The organism is Xanthomonas sp. F10, from assembly GCF_014206815.1.
GTDB classification, from domain to species: domain Bacteria; phylum Pseudomonadota; class Gammaproteobacteria; order Xanthomonadales; family Xanthomonadaceae; genus Xanthomonas_A; species Xanthomonas_A indica.
Window position 1 is genome coordinate 1,057,110 of the sequence record NZ_JACHNP010000001.1, and the last position, 20,997, is coordinate 1,078,106.

A 20,997-nucleotide genomic window follows, 5' to 3' on the forward strand; every position below is an offset into this window, starting at 1 on the left:
CGCGGCTGATCCCGCAAAAGGGGACAAGAGCCGCTCCTACGAGGTCAATGCCTTCGGCTGTTCAACCCGCCAGCTTGCCGAAGATGCGGAAGCCGGCCAGCCACACGCCGAGCATGCTGCCCAGGTTGGTCAGCAGGAAGGTCAGCACCACCCGCGAGACGCGGTTGCGGTACCAGCCGCGCAGGTTCTGCGCGTCGTCGCGCAGCGCCAGGAAGTCGCCATAGGCCGGCTTGCGCATGTGCACTTCGACCAGGGCACTGAACGCACCGGCCGGCACGCCGGGGCGGAACGGCTTCAGCGGCGCGGCGATGGCGCCGGCGATCACGCTCAGCGGATGGCCGCCGGCCAGGATGCAGCCCAGTCCGGCCAGGCCACCGGTGAACAGCACCCACTGCAACAGCAGGTCGGTACCCAGCGCGAAGCCGCCATGCCAGTAGCCCCAGGCCACGCCGCCCAGCACCAGCGCGGTCAGGGTCAGGGTGATCCACGGCACCTTCTTCTTGGTCGGCACGTCTTCCAGCGCCTTGCGCAGCGTCGCCGGGTCGTCCTGGTCGCCCTGCAGGTGTCGCGCCAGGCCGGCCAAGTGGCCGGCGCCGACCACCGCCAGCACCTCGCGCACGCCGGCGCCCGTGGCACCGTCCAGCGGCTCGGCGTTGTCGGGCAGCGGCAGCGCGCGCTGCTGCGCCTGTTCCTCGCGCAGGCGCGTCGCCATGTAGTGGTCGCGTTCGGCGATGATGGTTTCGTACAGCGCCGGGCTCTCGCTGGCGAAGTCGCCGAAGCTGGCCTCGAGCATGTCGCCCTGCTTGAGCTTCTCGATCTCCGCCTCGCCGACCTCGTCGGAGGCGAACAGGCCGCCGAGCAGGCCGCTGGCCAGCTTCAGCTTGCCGAAGAAGCCGAGCCGGCTGGAGGCGCGCTTGAAGGTCAGGCCGACTTCGCGGTCGATCAGGTACACCGGCAACTGCCGTTCGCGCGCCAGCAGCACTGCGCGCTTGAGCTCGGCGCCGGGCTCGATGCCCAGTTGCTCGGCCAGGCGCCGCTGGTAGGCGGCCAGCGCCAGGTTGGCGGCGAACAGGGCCACGCGGCCCTTGCGGATCACCTGCACCAGGTCCAGCTTGGTCAGCGCGTCCGGATCGGTCAGCGCCTGCAGGCGTTGCGGATCCAGTTCCACCGCCACCGCATCGAAGCGGCCGCTGCCGATCGCCCGTTCCACGGCGGCAACGCTGGCCAGGGACACGTGCGCAGTGCCGAGCAGGGTGTAGCGGACGCCGTCGCGTTCGACGATGCGGTACGGCTGGCCGTCGAACAGCGCGTCGTCGCCGTCGGCCTGGGAAAGTTCGTTCATTCCATCACTCATCGGAAGGCGCCTCGGCAGCGCCGGGGCTCAGCGGGCATGGGGGTGTGAAGGCACGGCCGCGACGGGCATGGGCGCCTGCGGCCGGGTCGCGCTGCGCCGCGGGGAGCGGCGCAGCACACGCACAGACCCGGCACGGCGCGGCGGCTCAATCGATGTAGCGCTTCAGCAGGTCGCCGTAGGCATCGATGCGGCGGTCGCGCAGGAACGGCCAGATCCGCCGCACGTGCTCGCTGCGCTGCAGGTCCACGTCGCACACCAGCACGGTCGGCTCGCCACCGGCCTCGGCGATGAACTCGCCCTGCGGGCCGAGCACGTGGCTGTTGCCCCAGAACTGGATGCCCGACGCGCCCAGCGGCGAGGGCTCGTGGCCGACCCGGTTGCAGCTCAGCACCGGCACGCCGTTGGCCACCGCATGGCCGCGATGGCTGAGGATCCAGGCATCGCGCTGGCGTTCCTGCTCGGCCTGTTCGTCGTTGGGATCCCAGCCGATCGCGGTGGGATACAGCAGCAGCTCGGCGCCGGCCAGCGCCATCAGCCGCGCCGCTTCCGGGTACCACTGGTCCCAGCACACCAGCACGCCGAGGCGGCCGACCGAGGTCTGGATCGGAGTGAAGCCCAGATCGCCCGGGGTGAAGTAGAACTTCTCGTAGAAGCCCGGATCGTCGGGGATGTGCATCTTGCGGTACTTGCCCAGCAGGCTGCCGTCCTTTTCGAACACCACCGCGGTGTTGTGGTACAGGCCGGCGGCGCGGCGCTCGAACAGCGAGCCGACCAGGACCACGCCATGGCGCTTGGCCAGCGCGCCCAGGCGCTCGGTGCTGGGGCCGGGAATCGGCTCGGCCAGGTCGAATTCGTCCACCGACTCGTGCTGGCAGAAGTACGCGCCGTTGTGCAGTTCCTGCAGCAGCACCAGCTGCGCGCCCTGCGCGGCGGCCTCGGCCACACGCGATTCGATCGCTGCCAGGTTCGCCGCGGCGTCGCCGTGGTTGCGCTCCTGGATCAGCGCGACGGAAAGAGTGTTTCGGCTCATTGCGGAATCAAGGTTCGCGGTAAACCGGCATGGTAGCGCGGATGGCCGCGCGGCAGGTTCCGGGGAGATGAATCCCGCGCCGCGCGTGGCGGCGGCACGGGTGGGGTCGGCGCCGCGCCGGCGTGCGGCGCAGGTGGGGCGGCTCAGTCCGCCAGCAGGCCGGCCGGCAGCTGCATGGTGATGCAGTGCAGGCTGCCGTTCTGCCAGATCAGCGCGCGGCAGGGGATCGGCACGATCTCGTGCTGCGGGAAGGCCTGCGCCATCACGGCCTGCGCCTGCGCATCGGCCGCATCGCCGTAGGCCGGCATCAGCACCGCGCCGTTGACGATCAGGAAATTGGCGTAGGAGGCGGCCAGGCGCCGGCCCTCATCGATGACCGGCTGCGCCCACGGCAGCGGGAACAACCGATAGGGCGCGCCGTCGGCGGTACGCAACGCGGCCAGTTCGGCGCCCATCGCCTGCAGCTCGGCGTAGTGCGAATCGCCGGCGTCGTCGCAGGCCTGGTAGACGATCGCGTCGGTGCCGGCGAAGCGGGCCAGGGTGTCGATGTGCGCATCGGTGTCGTCGCCTTCCAGGTAGCCGTGATCCAGCCACAGCACGCGCTGCTGCGCCAGCCAGTCGGCCAGGTCGTGGCTGAGCGATTCGCGGCTGCGCTGCGGATGCCGCTCGTGCAGGCACTGCCAGGTGGTCAGCAGGGTGCCGGCGCCGTCGCAGTCGATGGCGCCGCCTTCCAGCGCGAAATCGATGCGGCGCACGTCGCTGTCGGCGAACAGCGCTTGGTCGGCCAGCACGCTCACCAACTGGTCGTCACGGCTGGCCTGGAACTTGCCGCCCCAGCCGGTGAAGCGGAAATCCAGCAGCTGGAAGCCGCCGCCGGCGCGCGCCAGGGTGATCGGGCCGGAGTCGCGCAGCCAGGTGTCGTCGTACTCGGCCTCGACGAAGCGTACCCGCTGCATGTCCACCCGCGCCGAGCGCAGCCGCGCCTCGGCATAGATCTGCAGGTCGGCATCGGCCACGCAGATCAGCACCCGCTGGAAGCGCACGATCGCGGCGACCAGGGCGATGTAGGTCTCCTCGACCTCGGCCAGGCGCTCGGCCCAGTCGGTGCCGGCATGCGGCCAGGCGATCAGGATGGCGGACTGGGGTTCCCATTCCGCGGGAAGGCGAAGACGATCAGACATTGCGACCACTGCTCACGTGCTGTCAGGCCGAAGCCCAGCTGTTATTTACGTCCCCGCACTGGGATGTGCGGGCTCTTGCCGGGGACGTGCGTTAACGGATCGCCGGCTTCGGGCCGATCTCGTTGGCGTCGGCCTTGTTGGCGACCACGTCCACCACCTTCTGCTTCTCGAAGTACACGGTGAAGGCCGGATAGACCCAGCGGTTGATGGTCGGCCACTGCCGCTTCTGGCCGCCGCGCGGCTCCAGCTTCTGCTGCGGGGCGCCGTAGCGCGCCTGCACCTGGGCCATGCTCAGGCCGCGCGTCGGCAGCGCCGCCGCAGGCTCCTCCTTGACCCGATCGACCAGCAGGGTCTCGGCGTGGGCGCCGCCGGCCAGGCCCAACACGGCCAGCAGCGGCAGGACGGACAGACGATGCTTCATCACGTGTACTCCCCAGAGGACGAACGCCGATTACAGCAAACTTCGGCAACAAAAAACCGCCCGAAGGCGGCTTTCGTCGACGACCGGCCACCGCTGCGCGCGGCGCGGCAGGGCAGGCCGGGTCGGATCAGCGCTGACGCGCCTTGAAACGGGGGTTGGACTTGCAGATCACGAAGACCTTGCCGCGGCGGCGGACCACCTTGCAGTCGCGGTGACGGGCCTTCGCCGACTTCAGGGAGGACAGGACTTTCATGGCACACCTCGGCGTAAACTTGTGGATTCGAAGGAGGGCGGCACGGCCGAAACCATGGCGCGGGATCAGTAAGCCGGCGATTGTAGCCTGGTTTTCTTCATGGTTTCAACTGCTTGCGCCAGCAGGGCCGGCGTCGGCGCTACAATGCGCCGCCCCCCGTCCGAGGAACCGCATGAACGAGCCCGCTCCCGTCCTGACCATTGATGGCCCTTCCGGCGCCGGCAAGGGGACCGTCAGCCGCATCGTCGCCGCCCGCCTGGGCTGGCATTACCTGGATTCGGGGGCGCTGTACCGGGCGGTCGGGGTCGCGGCCAGCTGGGCCAATCTGGACATTTCCGATGCCGCCGCCCTGGTGCGCTGCACCTTCGACACCCGGGTTGACTTCGACGAGGTCGCCGGCGGCGGCCTGCGGGTCCGCATCAACGGTGCCGACGCCACCGACGAATTGCGCCTGGAGACCACCGGCGCGGTCGCCTCGGCGATCGCCGCCATTCCCGAGGTGCGCGCGGCGCTGAAGCAGCGCCAGCGGGCCTTCCGCACCCCGCCGGGGCTGGTCGCCGATGGCCGCGACATGGGGACGGTGATTTTCCCGGACGCCCCCTACAAGGTGTTCCTGACCGCCAGTGCCGAGGAGCGTGCCCAGCGCCGGCATAAGCAGTTGAAGGAAAAAGGGGTTTCGGTTATATTCGACGACCTGCTGCGCGAGATCATGGCCCGCGACGCACGCGATGCCCAACGCGCGGTGGCCCCGCTGAGGCCGGCAGACGATGCCGTCCTCCTCGATACCACCGGGATGGACATCGACCAGGTGGTGGGCCGCGTCCTGCAGTTGCTGCCGCTCTGAGCGGCGCGCAGGGCAGGGCAGCAGGGTGGCGCCGTCATGGAGCCACCGGTTCCTCGCAACACCCGCAACATGCATGTTCCATCGATCGTTCCAAAGGCTCCGCTGCGCATTCCGCGCTGCGGTTTTTCCATTCCACACCCGGCCGCTGTTCGGGCCGACTAACCAGGTGGGCAGTCGCTGTTTTCCAGAAGAAAACGCCCTGTCCGTGTGTCCACTAGAGTAATTTCAAATGACCGAATCTTTTGCCGAACTGTTCGAAGCCAGCCAAGCCAACCTGGCCAAGCTGAAGCCCGGCGCCATCGTCACCGGTACCGTCGTGGAAGTCCGCGGCGACGTGGTGGTGATCAACGCCGGCCTGAAGTCCGAAGGCATCGTGCCGATCGAGCAGTTCCGTAACGACGCTGGCGAAATCGACGTCGCCGAAGGCGACCTGGTCAAGGTCGCGCTCGACTCGCTCGAGAACGGCTTCGGCGAGACCGTGCTGTCGCGCGAGAAGGCCAAGCGCGCCATGGTGTGGGACGAGCTGGAAGAAGCGTTGGAGAAGAACGAGACCATCACCGGCCGCATCAGCGGCAAGGTCAAGGGTGGTTTCACCGTGGACATCAAGGATGTCCGCGCGTTCCTGCCCGGTTCGCTGGTGGATGTGCGCCCGGTGCGCGACCCGGCCTACCTGGAAGGCAAGGAACTGGAGTTCAAGCTGATCAAGCTGGACCGCAAGCGCAACAACGTGGTGGTCTCGCGTCGTGCGGTGGTCGAGAGCGAGCACTCGGAAGAGCGCGAGCAGCTGATGGACAAGCTGCAGGAAGGCGCGATCCTGAAGGGCGTGGTCAAGAACCTGACCGACTACGGCGCGTTCGTGGACCTGGGCGGCATCGACGGCCTGCTGCACATCACCGACATGGCCTGGAAGCGCGTGCGCCATCCGTCCGAAGTGGTCAACGTCGGCGACGAGCTGGACGTGCGCGTGCTGAAGTTCGATCGCGAGCGTAACCGCGTCAGCCTCGGCCTGAAGCAGCTGGGCGAGGATCCGTGGGACAACATCGCGCGTCGCTACCCGGCCAACAGCCGCGTGTTCGGCAAGGTCTCCAACGTCACCGATTACGGCGCGTTCGTCGAGATCGAGCCGGGCGTGGAAGGCCTGGTGCACGTGTCCGAGATGGACTGGACCAACAAGAACGTCAACCCGTCCAAGGTCGTGCAGGTCGGCGACGAAGTCGAAGTGATGGTGCTGGACGTGGACGAAGAGCGTCGCCGCATCTCGCTGGGCATGAAGCAGGTCGCCGCCAATCCGTGGGAGACCTTCGCCGCCACCCACAAGAAGAACGACAAGGTGTCCGGCCAGATCAAGTCGATCACCGACTTCGGCATCTTCATCGGCCTGGACGGCGGCATCGACGGCCTGGTGCACTTGTCCGACATCAGCTGGAACACCACCGGCGAAGACATCGTGCGCAACTTCAAGAAGGGCGACACGCTGGAAGCCGTGGTGCTGGCAGTGGACCCGGAGCGCGAGCGCATCAGCCTGGGCGTCAAGCAGCTGGAGCAGGATCCGTTCGGCCAGTACATGGCCGCCAACCCGAAGGGCTCGAAGGTCGAGGGCGTGGTGCGTGAAGTGGACGCCAAGGGCGCCACCATCGACCTGGCCGACGGCATCGAAGGCTACGTCGCCGCGCGCGACATCGCCAACGAGCGTGTCGACGACGCCAGCCAGCACCTGAAGGTTGGCGACAAGATCGAAGCCAAGTTCGTGGGCATGGACCGCAAGGGCCGCACCCTGCAGCTGTCGATCAAGGCCAAGGACGATGCCGAAATGCGCGAAGTGCTGGAGGAATACCAGTCCGCGTCGGGCGGCACCACCCAGCTGGGTGCGCTGCTGCGCGCGCAGCTGAACGGCAACAAGTCCGAGTAATCCGCCACACGCAGCGTTACTGGCACGGCCCGGTGTTCCCGGGCCGTGCCAGGTTGCGACCCCACTGCACGCATCCGTAAATGACCAAATCCGAGCTGATCGAAATCCTGGCGCGCAAGCAGGCGCATCTGAAGTCGGACGACGTCGATCTGGCGGTGAAGTCGTTGTTGGAAATGATGGGCGGCGCCCTGTCCGGCGGCGATCGCATCGAGATCCGCGGCTTCGGCAGCTTTTCCCTGCATTACCGGCCGCCGCGCCTGGGACGCAATCCCAAGACCGGCGAGTCCGTTGCGCTTCCCGGCAAGCACGTGCCGCATTTCAAGCCCGGCAAGGAGCTGCGCGAGCGCGTGAGCGGCGTCGTCCCGGTCGAATCCGACACGCCTTGAGCCCGGCGTCCGGCGCTTGCCGGAATCCACGCCTGTTCGGCTAATCTAGTGTCTCCCGACGCTGGAGTTGCTCATGAAGATTGCACGACTGCTGATCCTGCTGGTGTTGCTGTTGGCCGGCCTGGTCATCGGGTCGCTCAATTCGCAGCCGATCCAGATCAACTTCGTGTTCTCCAGCATCGCCACCACCTCCGGCATCGCCATCATCGTGTCGCTGTTCGCGGGCGTGTTGATCGGCGCCTCGCTGGTCCTGGCGGCCCTGGTGATCCCCCTGTATGCCAAGCTGCGTCGCGCCAACAAGGCCGCGAACGCCGCTGCGCCGGCCGTCGCGCCGGTCTCTCCCCATGCCCACCAGCCCTTGGACGGACGCTGATCTTCGATGGACTTTCTGACCGAGTGGTTCTGGTTCTTCCTGTTCCTGCCGCTGGCGGCGCTGAGCGGCTGGGTGATCGGTCGCCGTGGCGGCCAGCGCCATGGCGATACCCAGGTCAGCCGGCTCTCCAGCACCTATTTCCGCGGCCTCAACTATCTGCTCAACGAGCAGCCGGACAAGGCGATCGAGCTGTTCCTGCACATCGCCGAACTGGACAAGGAAACCTTCGAGACCCAGGTCGCGCTCGGCCACCTGTTCCGCCGCCGCGGTGAAGTCGACCGCGCCATCCGCCTGCACCAGGGCCTGGTCCAGCGCGGCGACCTGAGCGATGCGCAGCGCGTGCAGGCCTTGCTGGCGCTGGGCGAGGACTACATGAAGTCGGGGCTGCTGGACCGCGCCGAAACCGTGTTCACCGAACTGGCGCAGATCGACCAGCGCGCCCCGCAGGCGCTCAAGCACCTGATCGGCATCTACCAGGCCGAGCGCGACTGGGAAAAGGCAATCGACAACGCTACCCGCTACGAAGAGGTGACCGGCGAGCCGATGGGCAAGCTGATCGCTCAGTTCGAATGCGAACTGGCCGACCGCTATCGCGCCTCGGGCAAGAACGACCTGGCGCGGGCGGCGATCGCGCGCGCCTACCAGGCCGACGCCAAGTCGGTGCGCGCCGGCATCCTGGAAGGGCGCATCGACGTCGACGACGGCAACGACGAGGCCGCCATCCGCGCCTTCGAGCGCGCCGCGCGTCATGACCCGGACTACCTGCCGGAGATCATGCCGGCGCTGATGGACTGCTACCGCCGCGGCAACGACCTCAGCGGCGCGCGCGCGTTTCTCTCGGAAATGACCGAGCACTACCGCGGCATCGCCCCGGTGCTGGCGCTGACCCGCCTGATGGAGTCGCAGGAAGGCATTTCCGCCGCGCGCTCCTACCTGGGCCGGCAGCTCAAGGACCGGCCGTCGGTGCGCGGCGAGTCGGCGCTGATCGACCTGACCCTGGCCGAGGGCGCCGATTCCACCGCGACCCTGCAGGATCTCAAGCACATCACCGACCAGTTGCTGGTGCGCAATCCCAGCTACCGCTGCACCCGCTGCGGCTTCGGCGCGCGCACCCACCACTGGCAATGCCCCAGCTGCAAGGAGTGGGGCACGGTCAAGCCGCTGCTCAACTACGCGGTGGTGTAGTGCCCATCGCAGGAGCCGCGCTGCTCTTGGCGCTCGGGGTGTTCAGCGCGGCCGGCACCTGGCTGTCGCGCCGGTACGCGCTCAAACGCAAGTTGATGGACGCGCCCGGCGAGCGGCGCAGCCACACCGTGGCGACACCGCGCGGCGGTGGCGTGGCGATCGTGGCGGCAGTGCTGCTGGCCTGCGGCTGGGCCGCGCTGCAATGGCCGCAGCAGGGCGCCGGGATCGCCACCTTCGCCGCGGGCCTGCTCCTGGTTGCCGGCGTCGGCTGGTGGGACGACCACCGCTCGCTGTCGGCGGGGCTGCGATTGCTGGTGCACGCGGTGGCGGCGACCCTGCTGGCTGCACTTGTCTACAAAACGAACCAGCCGCTGTGGATGGTCGCGCTGGCGTGGTTGGCGACGGTCTCGCTGATCAATATCTGGAATTTCATGGACGGCATCAATGGCCTGGCCAGCAGCCAGGCGATGCTCGCCGCCGTCGGATTTGCCTGCCTGCTGCCGGCGCCGCTGCGCTGGCCATGCTGGGTCCTGCTGGTGGCCTGCGCGGGATTTCTGCCGTTCAACTATCCCCGTGCCCGCATTTTCCTCGGCGATGTCGGCAGCGGCGCGCTTGGCTACCTGATCGCCGCGCTGTTCGCCTGGTGCATCGTCGCCGGCGAGCAGGCGCCATGGCTGCCGGCATTGCCGCTGTCGGCCTTCGCCATCGACGCCGGCTTCACGCTCGCCTCGCGCATGCTCGCCGGCGAACGCTGGTGGCAACCGCACGCGCAACATTTTTATCAGCGTTGGGTACACACCGGCAGTAGCCATGCTGTCGTCACGCTCGCCTACGGTTTGTTCAGCATTGTCGCGATTACAATTGCGCGGTTGGGCAGACCGCTGGATGCGGGTACGCAGGCCGGTCTGACGATCGCCTGGTTCTGTTCGGCAGGTGTGCTTTGGCTGGCTTTGCGCAACCGGATGCGCCGAACTCTTACGGATTACTGATGCTTTCCACGCGCGACCGAGTCACCGAATTGTTTCCCAAGGCCTCCGTGGTCATCCACGATCTGGCCATCGTCTGGGTCTGCTGGCAACTGCTTCACGCTGCGCGTTACACCATGCTCCCCGGCGAGCACCCGCTGCCGTTGTGGAACCTCAACACTGTGATCGTGTTGGCGGCGCAGGGCCTGGTGTTCTGGAAGGTCGGCCTGTACCGCGGCCTGTGGCGCTTCGCCAGCGTTCCCGACCTGCTGAACATCTTCAAGGCCAGTTTCTATGGCCTGGTGGCGATCGTCCTGGGGCTGGCCTACAGCCGTTTCGATGCGATCCCGCTGTCGGTGCTGATGGTGTACCCGTTCGCGCTGTCGGCGCTGCTGGGCGCGCCGCGCCTGCTGTACCGCGCCTGGAAGGATTATCAGATCGCGCACTCGGACGATAGCGCGCGGCGCGTGCTGATCGTCGGCGCCGGCCGTGCGGCCGAGGCGCTGGTGCGCGACCTGCGCCGGTCCGGCGCCTATCAGCCCGTGGGCTTCGTCGACGATGCCGGCCATCTGCACGGTGCCAAGCTGCAGGGTCTGCCGATCCTGGGCCGCATCGACGAAGCCGGCGCGATCGCCAAGGAGACCGCGGCCAAGCTGCTGGTCATCGCGATCCCGTCGCTGGACGCGGCCGGCATGCAGCGCGTGGTGGCGATCTGCGAAAGCACCGGCCTGCCGTTCCGCACCGTGCCGCGCCTGCTCGACGTGCTCGAAGGCCACTACCTGCCGGGCGAGCTCAAGGAGGTCGCGATCGAGGACCTGCTGGGGCGCAAGCCGGTGACCCCGGACTGGAAGCTGATCAAGGGCTGGCTGTCCGGGCGGACCGTGCTGGTCACCGGCGCCGGCGGCTCGATCGGCTCGGAACTGTGCCGGCAGTGCGCGCGTCATGGCGCGCGCAAGATCGTGCTGCTGGAGATCAACGAACTGGCGCTGATCACCATCCATGCCGACCTGCGCCGTACCTTCCCCGATCTGGAGATCGACTGCGTGCTCGGCGACTGCGGCGATCCGGCGGTGATCCGCCATGCCATGCGCGTGGCCGAGCCCGACGCCGTATTCCACGCCGCGGCCTACAAGCAGGTGCCGTTGCTGGAGCAGCAATGCCGCGAGGCGGTGCGCAACAACGTGCTGGCCACCGAGAACGTGGCGCGCGCCTGCGTCGCGGCCAAGGTCTCGACCTTCGTGTTCATTTCCACCGACAAGGCGGTCAATCCGGTCAACCTGCTCGGTGCGTCCAAGCGCTACGCCGAGATGGTGTGCCAGTCGCTGGACGACCAGGCGGTGAGTACGCGCTTCGTGACGGTGCGCTTCGGCAACGTGCTGGATTCGGCCGGCAGCGTGGTGCCGCTGTTCCGCGAGCAGATCCGCCAGGGCGGCCCGGTGACCGTCACCGATCCGCAGGTGACGCGCTACTTCATGACCATTCCCGAGGCCAGCCAGCTGATCGTGCAGGCCGCGGCGTCCGCGTCGCATGGCGCCATCTACACCCTGGACATGGGCGAGCCGGTGCCGATCCGCCTGCTGGCCGAGCAGATGATTCGCCTGGCGGGCAAGCAGCCCGGACGCGACATCGCCATCGTCTACACCGGCCTGCGGCCGGGCGAGAAGCTGCACGAGACGCTGTTCTACGCCGACGAGAACTATCGGCCGACCTCGCATCCGAAGATTCTGGAAGCGGGCGTGCGCAGTTTCTCGCGCGAGGACGTGCTGCGCGGCGTGCAGCAGTTGCGTGCCGCCGTGGCCGACTACGACAGCGAGACCATCGAGAAGGTGCTGCGCATGACCATGCCGGAGTTCGCGCCCTTGCGTCAGCACGACGATCACGACGGCTCCGCTACCATCGTTCCATTCCCCGCACGCGAGGCCAGAAGGCTCTGATGAGCAAGAGAATCCGCAAGGCAGTATTCCCGGTGGCAGGTTTGGGCACCCGCTTCCTTCCCGCCACCAAGACCGTTCCCAAGGAAATGTTGCCGATCATCGATCGGCCGTTGATCCAGTACGCCGTGGACGAGGCGATCGAGGCCGGTTGCGACACCCTGATCTTCGTCACCAACCGCTACAAGCACGCGGTTGCGGATTATTTCGACAAGGCCTACGAGCTGGAGCAGAAGCTGGAGCGCGCGGGCAAGCGCGAACAGCTGGAGATGATCCGCCATGTGCTGCCCGAGGGCGTGCGCGCGATCTTCGTGACCCAGGCCGAAGCATTGGGCCTGGGCCATGCGGTGCTGTGCGCCAAGTCGGTGATCGGCGACGAGCCGTTCGCGGTGCTGCTGCCGGACGACCTGATCTGGAACCGAGGCGACGGCGCGCTGAAGCAGATGGCCGATCTCAACGAGCGCAGCGGCGCCAGCGTGATCGCGGTGGAAGACGTGCCGCACGAGAACACTGCCAGCTACGGCATTGTCGCCACCGAGGCCTTCGACGGCCGCAAGGGCCGCATCGCCCAGATCGTCGAGAAGCCCAAGCCGGAAGACGCGCCGAGTGATCTGGCGGTGGTGGGGCGCTACGTGCTCAGCTCGAAGATCTTCGATCTGCTGGAAAGCACCGGCACCGGTGCCGGCGGCGAGATCCAGCTGACCGACGCCATCGCCGCGCTGCTGAAGACCGACGAAGTCGACGCCTATCGCTTCGAGGGCACCCGTTTCGATTGCGGCACCCACCTGGGCCTGGTCGAGGCGACCATCCGCTTCGCGCTGGAGAACAAGAAGCTGGCCAAGCCGGCACGCGAGAAGCTGACCCAGATGCTCGCCGAGGAGTGAGCCTGGCGCCGCGTGCCGCTGCAAGGGCGGTGCGCTGGTCGAGTGCTGATGCATTAGCTTTAAGCAACTGATTCGACCGGATAGGTTGAATCGAATGACAAACAAAAAAGGCAGCCGTGAGGCTGCCTTTTTTGTGTGCGCGCGGGTCTGTACAGCAATGCTTGATGCCGGACCCTCACCCCAACCCCTCTCCCGGTGGGAGAGGGGCTATGTGCTGCTCCCTTCTCCCATCGGGTGGCCCGCAGGAGGGCCGGATGAGGGGAGGGTGCCGCCGCTTACAGCGCCTCGATGATGCCCGCGGCGCCCATGCCGGTGCCGATGCACATGGTGACCATGCCGTACTTCTGCTTGTGTCGGCGCAGGCCGTGCACCAGGGTGGCGGTGCGGATCGCGCCGGTGGCGCCCAGCGGATGGCCCAGGGCGATGGCGCCACCCAGCGGGTTGACCTTGGACGGATCCAGGCCGCTGTCGCGGATCACCGCCAGCGACTGCGCGGCGAAGGCTTCGTTGAGCTCGATCCAGTCCAGCTGGTCCTTGCTCAGGCCGGCCTGCTTGAGCGCCTTCGGAATCGCCTCGATCGGACCGATGCCCATCACTTCCGGACGCACGCCGGCGACCGAGAAGCTGACGAAGCGGGCCAGCGGGGTCAGCCCGTAGTCCTTGATCGCCTGCTCGGAGGCCAGCAGCACCGCACCGGCGCCGTCGCTCATCTGCGAGGAGTTGCCGGCGGTGACGCTGCCGCCGAACTGGCCGTTGCGGAACACCGGGCGCAGCTTGGCCAGGCCTTCGATCGAGCTGTCCGGGCGCGGGCCTTCGTCGGTATCGACCAGCTTCTTGCGCAGCGCGATGACGTTGCCGGCCAGGTCGGGCTGGTGCGAGACGATCTCGTAGGGACTGATCTCGTCGCGGAACTCGCCGGCGGCGATCGCGGCCATGGCCTTCTGGTGCGAGGCGAGGGCGAAGGCGTCCTGGTCCTCGCGCGACACCTTCCATTCCTCGGCCACCTTCTCGGCGGTGATGCCCATGCCGTATGCGATGGCGACATGGTCGTCAGCGAACACGCTCGGCGACAGCGCCACCTTGTTGCCCATCATCGGCACCATCGACATCGATTCGGTGCCGCCGGCCAGCATCAGGTCGGCGTTGCCCAGACGGATCTGGTCGGCGGCCAGCGCCACCGCCTGGATGCCCGAGGAGCAGAAGCGGTTGATGGTCTGCCCGGCCACCGAGTTCGGCAGGCCGGCCAGCAGCACGCCGATGCGCGCCACGTTCATGCCTTGCTCGCCCTCGGGCATCGCGCAGCCGATGATCGCGTCGTCGATGCGCGAGGTATCGATGCCCGGCGCCTGTGCCACCACGGCGCGCAGCACGTGCGCCAGCATGTCGTCGGGACGGGTATTGCGGAACATGCCCTTGGGCGCCTTGCCGACCGGCGTACGGGTGGCGGCGACGATGTAGGCTTCCTGGATCTGTTTGCTCATTTGGCTTTCTCCGAAAGCCGGGATTGGGGATTCGGGATTGGGGATTCGTCAGAGCGGATCCCGGCACCCGAATATTTCCTGCCCGGCGGATGAATTTGTGGGAGGCGAGAATCGTTGGCAGTGGGGATGCGCTGTTGCGAATCCCCAATCCCGACTCCCGAATCTCAGTTCCTGAGGGGCTTACCCGTCTTGAGCATGTGCCCGATGCGCGCCTGGGTCTTTTCCTGCTGGGCCAGTTCGACGAAGTGCTTGCGCTCGAGCTTGAGCAGCCATTCCTCGTCCACCAATGCGCCGCGATCGACCTCGCCGCCGCAGACCACGGTGGCGATGCGGGTGGCGATCTCGTAGTCGTACTCGCTGATGAAGCGGCCTTCCAGCATGTTGACCAGCAGCATCTTGAAGGTGGCGATGCCGACGTCGCCGGCGACCTGGATGCGTCGCGCCGGCAGCGGCGGGCGGTAGCCGCCCTCGGCCAGGGCACGCGCCTCGGCCTTGGCGATGTACAGCGATTCGTAGCTGTTGAACACCACCTTGTCGGTGCCGCGCAGCAGGCCCAGCTCCTTGGCGTTGACCGCCGAGGTGGAGACCTTGGCCATCGCCACGGTCTCGAAGGTCTTCTTCAGTTCGGCGAACACATCGCCGCCCGGACCCGCGGTCTGCGCCGCGCGCACCGCGATCTCCTTGAGGCCGCCGCCGGCCGGCAGCAGGCCCACGCCGGCCTCGACCAGGCCGATGTAGCTCTCCAGCGCGGCCACGGTCTTGGCGCTGTGCATCTGGAACTCGCAGCCGCCGCCCAGCGCCAGCCCGCGCACCGCCGCGACCACCGGCACCAGCGAATACTTGATGCGCTGGCTGGTGGCCTGGAAGTTGGCGACCATCGCCTCGAACGCATCGACCTTGCCGGCCTGCAGCAGGCCCAGCGCGCCGGCCAGGTCGGCGCCGGCCGAGAAGGGTTCCTTGTGCTGCCACAGCACCAGGCCCTTGAAGTCCTTCTCGGCGCGGCCGACCGCTTCCTGCAGACCATCGAGCACCTGGTCGGACACGGTGTTCATCTTGGTCTTGAAGCTGACCACGGCGATGTCGTCGCCGTCGTGCCACATGCGCAGACCGTCGTTCTCGAACACGGTCTCGCCCTGCGCGAACTTCTCGCCCAGCAGCGGATCGGGGAAGCGCTGGCGCTTGTACACCGGCAGCGCCGAGCGCGGCAGCTTGGCGTCGCGCGCCGGGCTGTACGAGCCTTCGGCGGCGTGCACGCCGTCGCGGCCGTCGAACACCCAGTTCGGCAGCGGCGCGCTGCTCATGCTCTTGCCGGCGGCGATGTCGTCGGCGATCCACTGCGCGACCTGCTTCCAGCCGGCGGCCTGCCAGGTCTCGAACGGACCCAGCGCCCAGCCGTAGCCCCAGCGGATCGCCAGGTCCACGTCGCGCGCGGTCTCGGCGATGTCGGCCAGGTGGTAGGCGCTGTAGTGGAACAGGTCGCGGAAGGTCGCCCACAGGAACTGCGCCTGCGGATGCTGGCTCTCGCGCAGCTTGGCGAACTTCTCGGCCGGATTCTTGATCTTCAGGATCTCGACCACGTCCGGCGCCGCGGCGCGGTCGGCCGGGCGGTAGTCCTGCTTCTGCAGGTCCAGCACCACGATGTCCTTGCCGACCTTCCGGAAGATGCCGGCGCCGGTCTTCTGGCCCAGCGCGCCCTTGCCGATCAGCGCCTCCAGCCACTTCGGCGCCTTGAAGAAGGCATGCCACGGATCGTTCGGCAGGGTGTCGCCCATGGTCTTGATCACGTGGGCCATGGTGTCCAGGCCGACCACGTCGGAGGTGCGGTAGGTGGCCGACTTCGGACGGCCGACCAGCGGGCCGGTGAGGCCGTCGACCTCGTCGAAGCCCAGGCCGAACTGCTCGGTGTGGTGGATGGTGGACAGGATCGAGAACACGCCGATGCGGTTGCCGATGAAGTTCGGGGTGTCCTTGGCGTAGACCACGCCCTTGCCCAGGGTGGTGACCAGGAAGCTCTCCAGGCCTTCCAGCACCGCCGGCTCGGTGTGCTTGGCCGGGATCAGCTCGGCCAGGTGCATGTAGCGCGGCGGGTTGAAGAAGTGCACGCCGCAGAAGCGGTGGCGCAGTTGCTCCGGCAGCACGTCGGACAGGGCGTTGATGCCCAGGCCGGAGGTGTTGGAGGCCAGCACCGCGTGGTCGGCCACGAACGGCGCGATCTTCTTGTACAGGTCCTGTTTCCAGTCCATGCGCTCGGCGATGGCTTCGATGATCAGGTCGCAGCCGCGCAGCTGCTCCAGGCCGGAGTCGTAGTTGGCCGGGGTGATGGCCTCGGCCAGCGCGGTGCTGGCCAGCGGCGCCGGGCTGAGCTTGGTCAGGTTGGCGATCGCCTTGAGCACCACGCCATCGGCGGGGCCTTCCTTGGCGGGAAGATCGAACAGCACGGTGTCGACGCCGGCGTTGGTCAGGTGCGCAGCGATCTGCGCGCCCATCACGCCCGCGCCCAGGACGGCGGCACGGCGGACTAGCAGGGGATTGGACATAGCGATCAGCCTCTGTGGGTCAACGTTTGCGGGATCAGGGAGCCGAGTGGGCGAGGAAGCCGGCTTCGGCGAAACGGATGAGTTCGCGGGCGGCGTGGGCGCGATGCGCGCTCTCGCTGACGCCGGCGGGGCGCTTGATCAGGCCGAAGTCGGCCATGGCGTAGGTCAGGGCGCCGGCCAGGAAATCCAGGCGCCAGTACAGCTCCTGCTTGCTCAGTCCTGGAACGCAGGCGGCAATGGCCTTGCCGAACTCGCGCAACACGTGGCCGTAGTGGTCGGACAGGAACTGGCGCAGGCTGTCGTTGTTCTCGGCATAGGCGCGGGCGATCACCCGCACGAAGGCGCCGCCGCTCTGCCGCTCCTGGGCCATGGCCAGGGCCGGCTCGACGAAGGCGGCCAGCACCGGGCCGAGCTGGCCGGGATGTTGCCGCTGCGCGGCCTCCAACTGCGCCATGCGCGCGGCGGTCATTTCGTCCATGCGCCGCCGGAACACCTCGTTGACCAGGTTTTCCTTGGACCCGAAGTGGTAGTTGACCGCAGCGATGTTGACGTCGGCCTGGCTGGTGACCTGGCGCAGCGAGGTGCCGGAAAAGCCGTGCTGCGCGAACAGGTCCTCGGCCGCGCTGAGGATGCGGTCCTTGGTCGAGAAGTGCGCTTGCTTTGCCATGCGGCCGCCAGAATCAATCAAACGATTGTTTGAGTCTAGGCCTGGCCGGCAGTGGCGTCATGCTGCTGTGCAGCACGATTCAGCCTGGCCGTGCAAAGCCGGCGCCGATTGGATAGAATTGTCCATCGCAATTCTGGCTAAGCCCGCGTTTTGACGCGGGTTTTTTTCATGTTAACCTCGGGCCTTCAGTGGCCCGCCCAACGGAGAACTTCCCATGGCGCTGGAGCGCACCCTGTCCATCATCAAGCCCGATGCCGTCGCCAAGAACGTCATCGGCGAAATCTACTCGCGCTTCGAGAAGGCCGGCCTGAAGGTCGTGGCCGCCAAGTACAAGCAGCTGTCGCGCCGCGAGGCCGAGGGCTTCTACGCCGTGCACCGCGAGCGTCCGTTCTTCAACGCGCTGGTCGAGTTCATGATCTCCGGCCCGGTGATGATCCAGGCGCTGGAAGGCGAGAACGCCGTGGCCGCGCACCGCGACCTGCTGGGCGCCACCAACCCGAAGGACGCTGCGCCGGGCACCATCCGCGCCGACTTCGCCGATTCGATCGACGCCAACGCCGCGCACGGCTCGGATTCGGTCGAGAACGCTGCCAACGAAGTGGCGTATTTCTTCGCCGCCACCGAAGTGGTTTCGCGCTAAGCGAGGTCGTCGTGAACGAGGTCGTCCATCCTCCCTTGGCCATCGCCGATCCCGTGCGGACCGGCGCGGCGGCCAAGCAGAATCTGCTCGACCTCGATCGCGAGGGCCTGGAGCGTTTCTTCGCCGAGACCCTCGGCGAAGCGCGCTACCGTGCCCACCAGGTGATGAAGTGGATCCATCATCGCTACGTCACCGACTTCGACCAGATGACCGACCTCGGCAAGGCGCTGCGCGCCAAGCTGCAGCAGCATGCCGAGGTCGTCGTCCCCAACATCGTGTTCGACAAACCTTCCGCCGACGGCACCCACAAGTGGCTGCTGGCGATGGGCGTGGACGGCAAGAACGCGATCGAGACCGTGTACATCCCCGACAAGACCCGCGGCACGCTGTGCGTGTCCTCGCAGGTCGGCTGCGGTCTCAACTGCACCTTCTGCTCCACCGCCACCCAGGGCTTCAACCGCAACCTGTCCACCGCCGAGATCATCGGCCAGGTGTGGGTGGCGGCGCGGCACCTGGGCAACGTGCCGCACCAGATGCGCCGTCTCACCAACGTGGTGATGATGGGCATGGGCGAGCCGCTGATGAATTTCGACAACGTCGTGCGCGCGATGAGCGTGATGCGCGACGACCTGGGCTATGGCCTGGCCAACAAGCGCGTGACCCTGTCCACCTCGGGCCTGGTGCCGCAGATCGACCGCCTGTCCAGCGAGAGCGACGTGTCGCTGGCGGTGTCGCTGCATGCGCCCAACGATGCGCTGCGCGAGACCCTGGTCCCGCTCAACAAGAAGTACCCGATCGCCGAACTGATGGCCGCCTGCGCGCGCTACCTGCGCGCCAACAAGCGCCGCGAGTCGGTGACCTTCGAATACACCCTGATGAAGGGGATCAACGACCAGCCCGAGCACGCGCGGCAGCTGGCGCGGCTGATGCGCCAGTTCGACAACGCGGTGCAGTCGGCCAACGCCGGCAAGGTCAACCTGATCCCGTTCAATCCGTTCCCCGGCACGCGCTACGAGCGCTCCGGCGAGACCGAGATCCGCGCGTTCCAGAAGATCCTGCTGGACGCGCAGGTGCTGACCATGGTGCGGCGCACGCGTGGCGACGACATCGATGCGGCCTGCGGGCAGCTCAAGGGGCAGGTCATGGACCGCACCCGCCGCCAGGCCGAGTTCAAGCGCGAATTGCAGACGCGGGCGGATCGGGATGCGGCGGCGTAGCCAACGGCGTTCCCTCGCGGTGGTGGCGATCGCAGTGCTGGCCTTGCCGGGCTGCAACTGGATCGCCGCCAAGACCGGTACGGTGCGCACCGCCGAGCAGGTGCAGCCGCATTATTCCTTCCGCGACAACCGTGCGGTGAAGGCGCGTGTCGCCTTGCAGGAGCAACTGGGCCTCGCGGCCAATGGGCTCGCCTCCAACGACCTGGACGCGGCGCAGACGCACGCGCGCAAGGCGCTTTCGTTGGACGCCGATTCGGTGGACGCCTTGACCGTGCTGGCAGTGGTCGCCGATCGCCGTGGCGATGCTGCGACCGCCGGCGGCTACTACCGCAAGGCCGCCGAGCTGGCGCCGAGCAATGGCGCGACCTTGAACAACTACGGCGCCTGGCTGTGCGCGAACGGTTCGCCGGCCGAGTCGCTGACCTGGTTCGACCGCGCGCTCGCGCTGCAGGACTACGCCACGCCGGCCTCGGCCCTGGCCAACGCCGGCGGCTGCGCGCTGCAGGTCGGCCAGCGCGAGCGCGGCGTGCGCGACCTGCGCAAGGCGCTGGACCTGGATCCGGACAACGCGTACGCGCTCGAGGCGATGGCCCGCAACGAGGTCGCGCAAGGGCGCTTTTTCGAGGCGCGGGCCTTCTCCGAACGGCGCCTGGCGGCTGCGCCTGCCACCGCTTCCGTGTTACAACTTGCTATTCAGATTGAGCAAAGGCTGGGCGACAAGGCTGCCGCCGGCCGTTACCAACAGCGGTTGCGCAAGGAGTTTCCCGACGCCGCGACCACGACACCCGGGGCTAGTGCATTGTGATCAGTGATTCCAATCCGAACGCTTTCGATGGCGCCAAAGGCTGCGGGCAACAGCTCCGCGAAGCGCGCGAAGCGGCGGGCCTGAGCATCGACGACGTCGGCAGCCGACTGCGCATGCCGGTGCATGTGGTGCAGGCACTCGAGTCGGAGCAGTGGCAGCGCCTCGGCGCGCCGGTGTTCGTCCGCGGGCAGCTGCGCAGCTATGCGCGCCTGCTCGGCGTCGATCTGGAGCCGTTGCTGCAGACCGCGCAGATCGCGCCGGTGCAGCCGGTCGAATTGATCAGCCACACGCATACCCCGCCGCTGCGGCGCATGCTCGAGAACGCCACCCGGCGCATGGTCTACGTGGTGATCACCGCCGGACTGGCGGTGCCGGTGTGGTACGCCACCCGCAGCCATTTCGCCGACGACAGCGGTCCCAGCACCGCGTCGCTGGACGTGGTGCCGGGCGCGCCGGGCAGCACCGCCGCCGCGACCGCAACGCCTGTCGCCGGTAACCCCGCGCCGGCACCGGCCGCGCCGGCGGCCGCCGCACGGCCGGCACCGAACGCTGCGCCGTACATCGCCTCGCTGACGCCGATGCCGCGTCCGGCGGCGGAGCCGGAGAAGAACAGCCTGAGCCTGTCGTTCCAGGGCGACAGCTGGGTGCAGATCCTCGCACCCGACGGCACGCCGGTGGAGAAGGCGTTGCTGAAGGCCGGCGAGAGCCGCACCTATGCGCCGGGCCAGGTCGGGCGCGTGGTGCTGGGCAATGCCTCCGCGGTCCAGGTTCAGCATGCCGGGAGTACCGTGGACCTGACCCCGTTCAGGCGCGCGAACGTGGCGCGCTTTGCGGTATCCTCTGACGGTTCCGTGGTGCCCGCCTCCGAGTGACGGCGGCGCGGTTCCTCACTTTCCACATTTCATGTCCCGTCGCAGCGGCGGGGCGAGAGTAC

Annotated in this window: 20 protein-coding genes; 12 read left to right on the plus strand and 8 right to left on the minus strand. The window is 67.7% G+C overall.

The window, feature by feature from the left end; all coding sequences use genetic code 11:
• Positions 1–61 precede the first annotated feature (61 nt).
• From FHR56_RS04690 to ykgO, 5 genes are all read right to left on the minus strand, one after another.
• Positions 62–1,342, minus strand: a complete 1,281-nt coding sequence (locus FHR56_RS04690; protein WP_184502420.1) for a TraB/GumN family protein — start codon at positions 1,340–1,342, stop codon at positions 62–64.
• 157 nt (positions 1,343–1,499) lie between these two features.
• A complete protein-coding gene (locus FHR56_RS04695) occupies positions 1,500–2,384 on the minus strand; it encodes a carbon-nitrogen hydrolase (protein WP_160947823.1) in 885 nt (294 codons plus the stop codon).
• Positions 2,385–2,527: 143 nt separating this feature from the next.
• Positions 2,528–3,565 (minus strand): agmatine deiminase family protein, encoded by a 1,038-nt coding sequence (locus FHR56_RS04700; protein WP_160947822.1) that lies wholly within the window; start codon positions 3,563–3,565, stop codon positions 2,528–2,530.
• A 91-nt stretch (positions 3,566–3,656) separates the two neighbouring features.
• A complete protein-coding gene (locus FHR56_RS04705; protein ID WP_017913727.1) occupies positions 3,657–3,986 on the minus strand; it encodes a hypothetical protein in 330 nt (109 codons plus the stop codon).
• A gap of 127 nt (positions 3,987–4,113) precedes the next feature.
• On the minus strand, positions 4,114–4,239 hold the full coding sequence (gene ykgO, locus FHR56_RS04710) for a type B 50S ribosomal protein L36 (RefSeq protein ID WP_010342887.1): 126 nt from the start codon (positions 4,237–4,239) through the stop codon (positions 4,114–4,116).
• Between the two features lie 172 nt (positions 4,240–4,411).
• Between ykgO and cmk the strand changes: the two genes are divergently transcribed.
• The 8 genes from cmk to galU all read left to right on the plus strand — a co-directional run bounded on the left by cmk (position 4,412) and on the right by galU (position 12,716).
• Positions 4,412–5,083, plus strand: a complete 672-nt coding sequence (gene cmk, locus FHR56_RS04715) for a (d)CMP kinase (RefSeq protein ID WP_160947821.1) — start codon at positions 4,412–4,414, stop codon at positions 5,081–5,083.
• Between the two features lie 229 nt (positions 5,084–5,312).
• On the plus strand, positions 5,313–6,992 hold the full coding sequence (gene rpsA / locus FHR56_RS04720; protein WP_010342889.1) for a 30S ribosomal protein S1: 1,680 nt from the start codon (positions 5,313–5,315) through the stop codon (positions 6,990–6,992).
• Between the two features lie 80 nt (positions 6,993–7,072).
• Entirely contained in the window at positions 7,073–7,378 is a 306-nt protein-coding gene (locus FHR56_RS04725) for an integration host factor subunit beta (RefSeq protein ID WP_010342890.1), read from the plus strand.
• 73 nt (positions 7,379–7,451) lie between these two features.
• Positions 7,452–7,751, plus strand: a complete 300-nt coding sequence (locus FHR56_RS04730) for a LapA family protein (protein WP_010342891.1) — start codon at positions 7,452–7,454, stop codon at positions 7,749–7,751.
• Between the two features lie 6 nt (positions 7,752–7,757).
• The gene (lapB, locus tag FHR56_RS04735) at positions 7,758–8,936 is read left to right on the plus strand and encodes a lipopolysaccharide assembly protein LapB (RefSeq protein ID WP_160947820.1); all 1,179 of its coding nucleotides are present in this window, start codon (positions 7,758–7,760) and stop codon (positions 8,934–8,936) included.
• Complete coding sequence (locus FHR56_RS04740) at positions 8,936–9,925, plus strand: glycosyltransferase family 4 protein (protein WP_160947819.1); 990 nt, start codon at positions 8,936–8,938, stop codon at positions 9,923–9,925. The genes lapB and FHR56_RS04740 overlap by 1 nt, the downstream gene beginning before the upstream one ends.
• Positions 9,925–11,835, plus strand: a complete 1,911-nt coding sequence (locus FHR56_RS04745) for a nucleoside-diphosphate sugar epimerase/dehydratase (RefSeq protein ID WP_160947818.1) — start codon at positions 9,925–9,927, stop codon at positions 11,833–11,835. Before FHR56_RS04740 ends, FHR56_RS04745 begins: the two co-directional genes overlap by 1 nt.
• A complete protein-coding gene (galU, locus tag FHR56_RS04750; RefSeq protein ID WP_160947817.1) occupies positions 11,835–12,716 on the plus strand; it encodes a UTP--glucose-1-phosphate uridylyltransferase GalU in 882 nt (293 codons plus the stop codon). The genes FHR56_RS04745 and galU overlap by 1 nt, the downstream gene beginning before the upstream one ends.
• Before the next feature lie 275 nt (positions 12,717–12,991).
• Here galU and FHR56_RS04755 read toward each other — a convergent pair whose 3' ends face one another.
• The 3 genes from FHR56_RS04755 to FHR56_RS04765 all read right to left on the minus strand — a co-directional run bounded on the left by FHR56_RS04755 (position 12,992) and on the right by FHR56_RS04765 (position 17,401).
• Complete coding sequence (locus FHR56_RS04755) at positions 12,992–14,197, minus strand: acetyl-CoA C-acyltransferase (RefSeq protein WP_160947816.1); 1,206 nt, start codon at positions 14,195–14,197, stop codon at positions 12,992–12,994.
• A 164-nt stretch (positions 14,198–14,361) separates the two neighbouring features.
• Positions 14,362–16,734, minus strand: a complete 2,373-nt coding sequence (locus tag FHR56_RS04760) for a 3-hydroxyacyl-CoA dehydrogenase/enoyl-CoA hydratase family protein (RefSeq protein WP_160947815.1) — start codon at positions 16,732–16,734, stop codon at positions 14,362–14,364.
• A gap of 34 nt (positions 16,735–16,768) precedes the next feature.
• Positions 16,769–17,401, minus strand: a complete 633-nt coding sequence (locus tag FHR56_RS04765) for a TetR family transcriptional regulator (protein WP_160947814.1) — start codon at positions 17,399–17,401, stop codon at positions 16,769–16,771.
• 214 nt (positions 17,402–17,615) lie between these two features.
• Here FHR56_RS04765 and ndk point away from each other — a divergent pair, with 214 nt between their 5' ends.
• The 4 genes from ndk to FHR56_RS04785 are packed head-to-tail and all read left to right on the plus strand — an operon-like array spanning position 17,616 to position 20,935.
• Positions 17,616–18,041 (plus strand): nucleoside-diphosphate kinase, encoded by a 426-nt coding sequence (gene ndk / locus FHR56_RS04770; RefSeq protein WP_002812972.1) that lies wholly within the window; start codon positions 17,616–17,618, stop codon positions 18,039–18,041.
• A 35-nt stretch (positions 18,042–18,076) separates the two neighbouring features.
• Positions 18,077–19,258, plus strand: a complete 1,182-nt coding sequence (gene rlmN / locus FHR56_RS04775; RefSeq protein WP_160947870.1) for a 23S rRNA (adenine(2503)-C(2))-methyltransferase RlmN — start codon at positions 18,077–18,079, stop codon at positions 19,256–19,258.
• Positions 19,245–20,063, plus strand: a complete 819-nt coding sequence (gene pilW / locus FHR56_RS04780) for a type IV pilus biogenesis/stability protein PilW (RefSeq protein WP_160947813.1) — start codon at positions 19,245–19,247, stop codon at positions 20,061–20,063. Before rlmN ends, pilW begins: the two co-directional genes overlap by 14 nt.
• On the plus strand, positions 20,060–20,935 hold the full coding sequence (locus FHR56_RS04785) for a RodZ domain-containing protein (RefSeq protein WP_160947812.1): 876 nt from the start codon (positions 20,060–20,062) through the stop codon (positions 20,933–20,935). The genes pilW and FHR56_RS04785 overlap by 4 nt, the downstream gene beginning before the upstream one ends.
• Positions 20,936–20,997: the final 62 nt, after the last annotated feature.

Coding starts and splice junctions, on each gene's coding strand:
- FHR56_RS04690 (WP_184502420.1), bottom strand. CDS start 1,342: ATGAACGAACTTTCCCAGGCCGACGGCGACGACGCGCTGTTCGACGGC.
- FHR56_RS04695 (WP_160947823.1), bottom strand. CDS start 2,384: ATGAGCCGAAACACTCTTTCCGTCGCGCTGATCCAGGAGCGCAACCAC.
- FHR56_RS04700 (WP_160947822.1), bottom strand. CDS start 3,565: ATGTCTGATCGTCTTCGCCTTCCCGCGGAATGGGAACCCCAGTCCGCC.
- FHR56_RS04705 (WP_017913727.1), bottom strand. CDS start 3,986: ATGAAGCATCGTCTGTCCGTCCTGCCGCTGCTGGCCGTGTTGGGCCTG.
- ykgO (WP_010342887.1), bottom strand. CDS start 4,239: ATGAAAGTCCTGTCCTCCCTGAAGTCGGCGAAGGCCCGTCACCGCGAC.
- cmk (WP_160947821.1), top strand. CDS start 4,412: ATGAACGAGCCCGCTCCCGTCCTGACCATTGATGGCCCTTCCGGCGCC.
- rpsA (WP_010342889.1), top strand. CDS start 5,313: ATGACCGAATCTTTTGCCGAACTGTTCGAAGCCAGCCAAGCCAACCTG.
- FHR56_RS04725 (WP_010342890.1), top strand. CDS start 7,073: ATGACCAAATCCGAGCTGATCGAAATCCTGGCGCGCAAGCAGGCGCAT.
- FHR56_RS04730 (WP_010342891.1), top strand. CDS start 7,452: ATGAAGATTGCACGACTGCTGATCCTGCTGGTGTTGCTGTTGGCCGGC.
- lapB (WP_160947820.1), top strand. CDS start 7,758: ATGGACTTTCTGACCGAGTGGTTCTGGTTCTTCCTGTTCCTGCCGCTG.
- FHR56_RS04745 (WP_160947818.1), top strand. CDS start 9,925: ATGCTTTCCACGCGCGACCGAGTCACCGAATTGTTTCCCAAGGCCTCC.
- galU (WP_160947817.1), top strand. CDS start 11,835: ATGAGCAAGAGAATCCGCAAGGCAGTATTCCCGGTGGCAGGTTTGGGC.
- FHR56_RS04755 (WP_160947816.1), bottom strand. CDS start 14,197: ATGAGCAAACAGATCCAGGAAGCCTACATCGTCGCCGCCACCCGTACG.
- FHR56_RS04760 (WP_160947815.1), bottom strand. CDS start 16,734: ATGTCCAATCCCCTGCTAGTCCGCCGTGCCGCCGTCCTGGGCGCGGGC.
- FHR56_RS04765 (WP_160947814.1), bottom strand. CDS start 17,401: ATGGCAAAGCAAGCGCACTTCTCGACCAAGGACCGCATCCTCAGCGCG.
- ndk (WP_002812972.1), top strand. CDS start 17,616: ATGGCGCTGGAGCGCACCCTGTCCATCATCAAGCCCGATGCCGTCGCC.
- pilW (WP_160947813.1), top strand. CDS start 19,245: ATGCGGCGGCGTAGCCAACGGCGTTCCCTCGCGGTGGTGGCGATCGCA.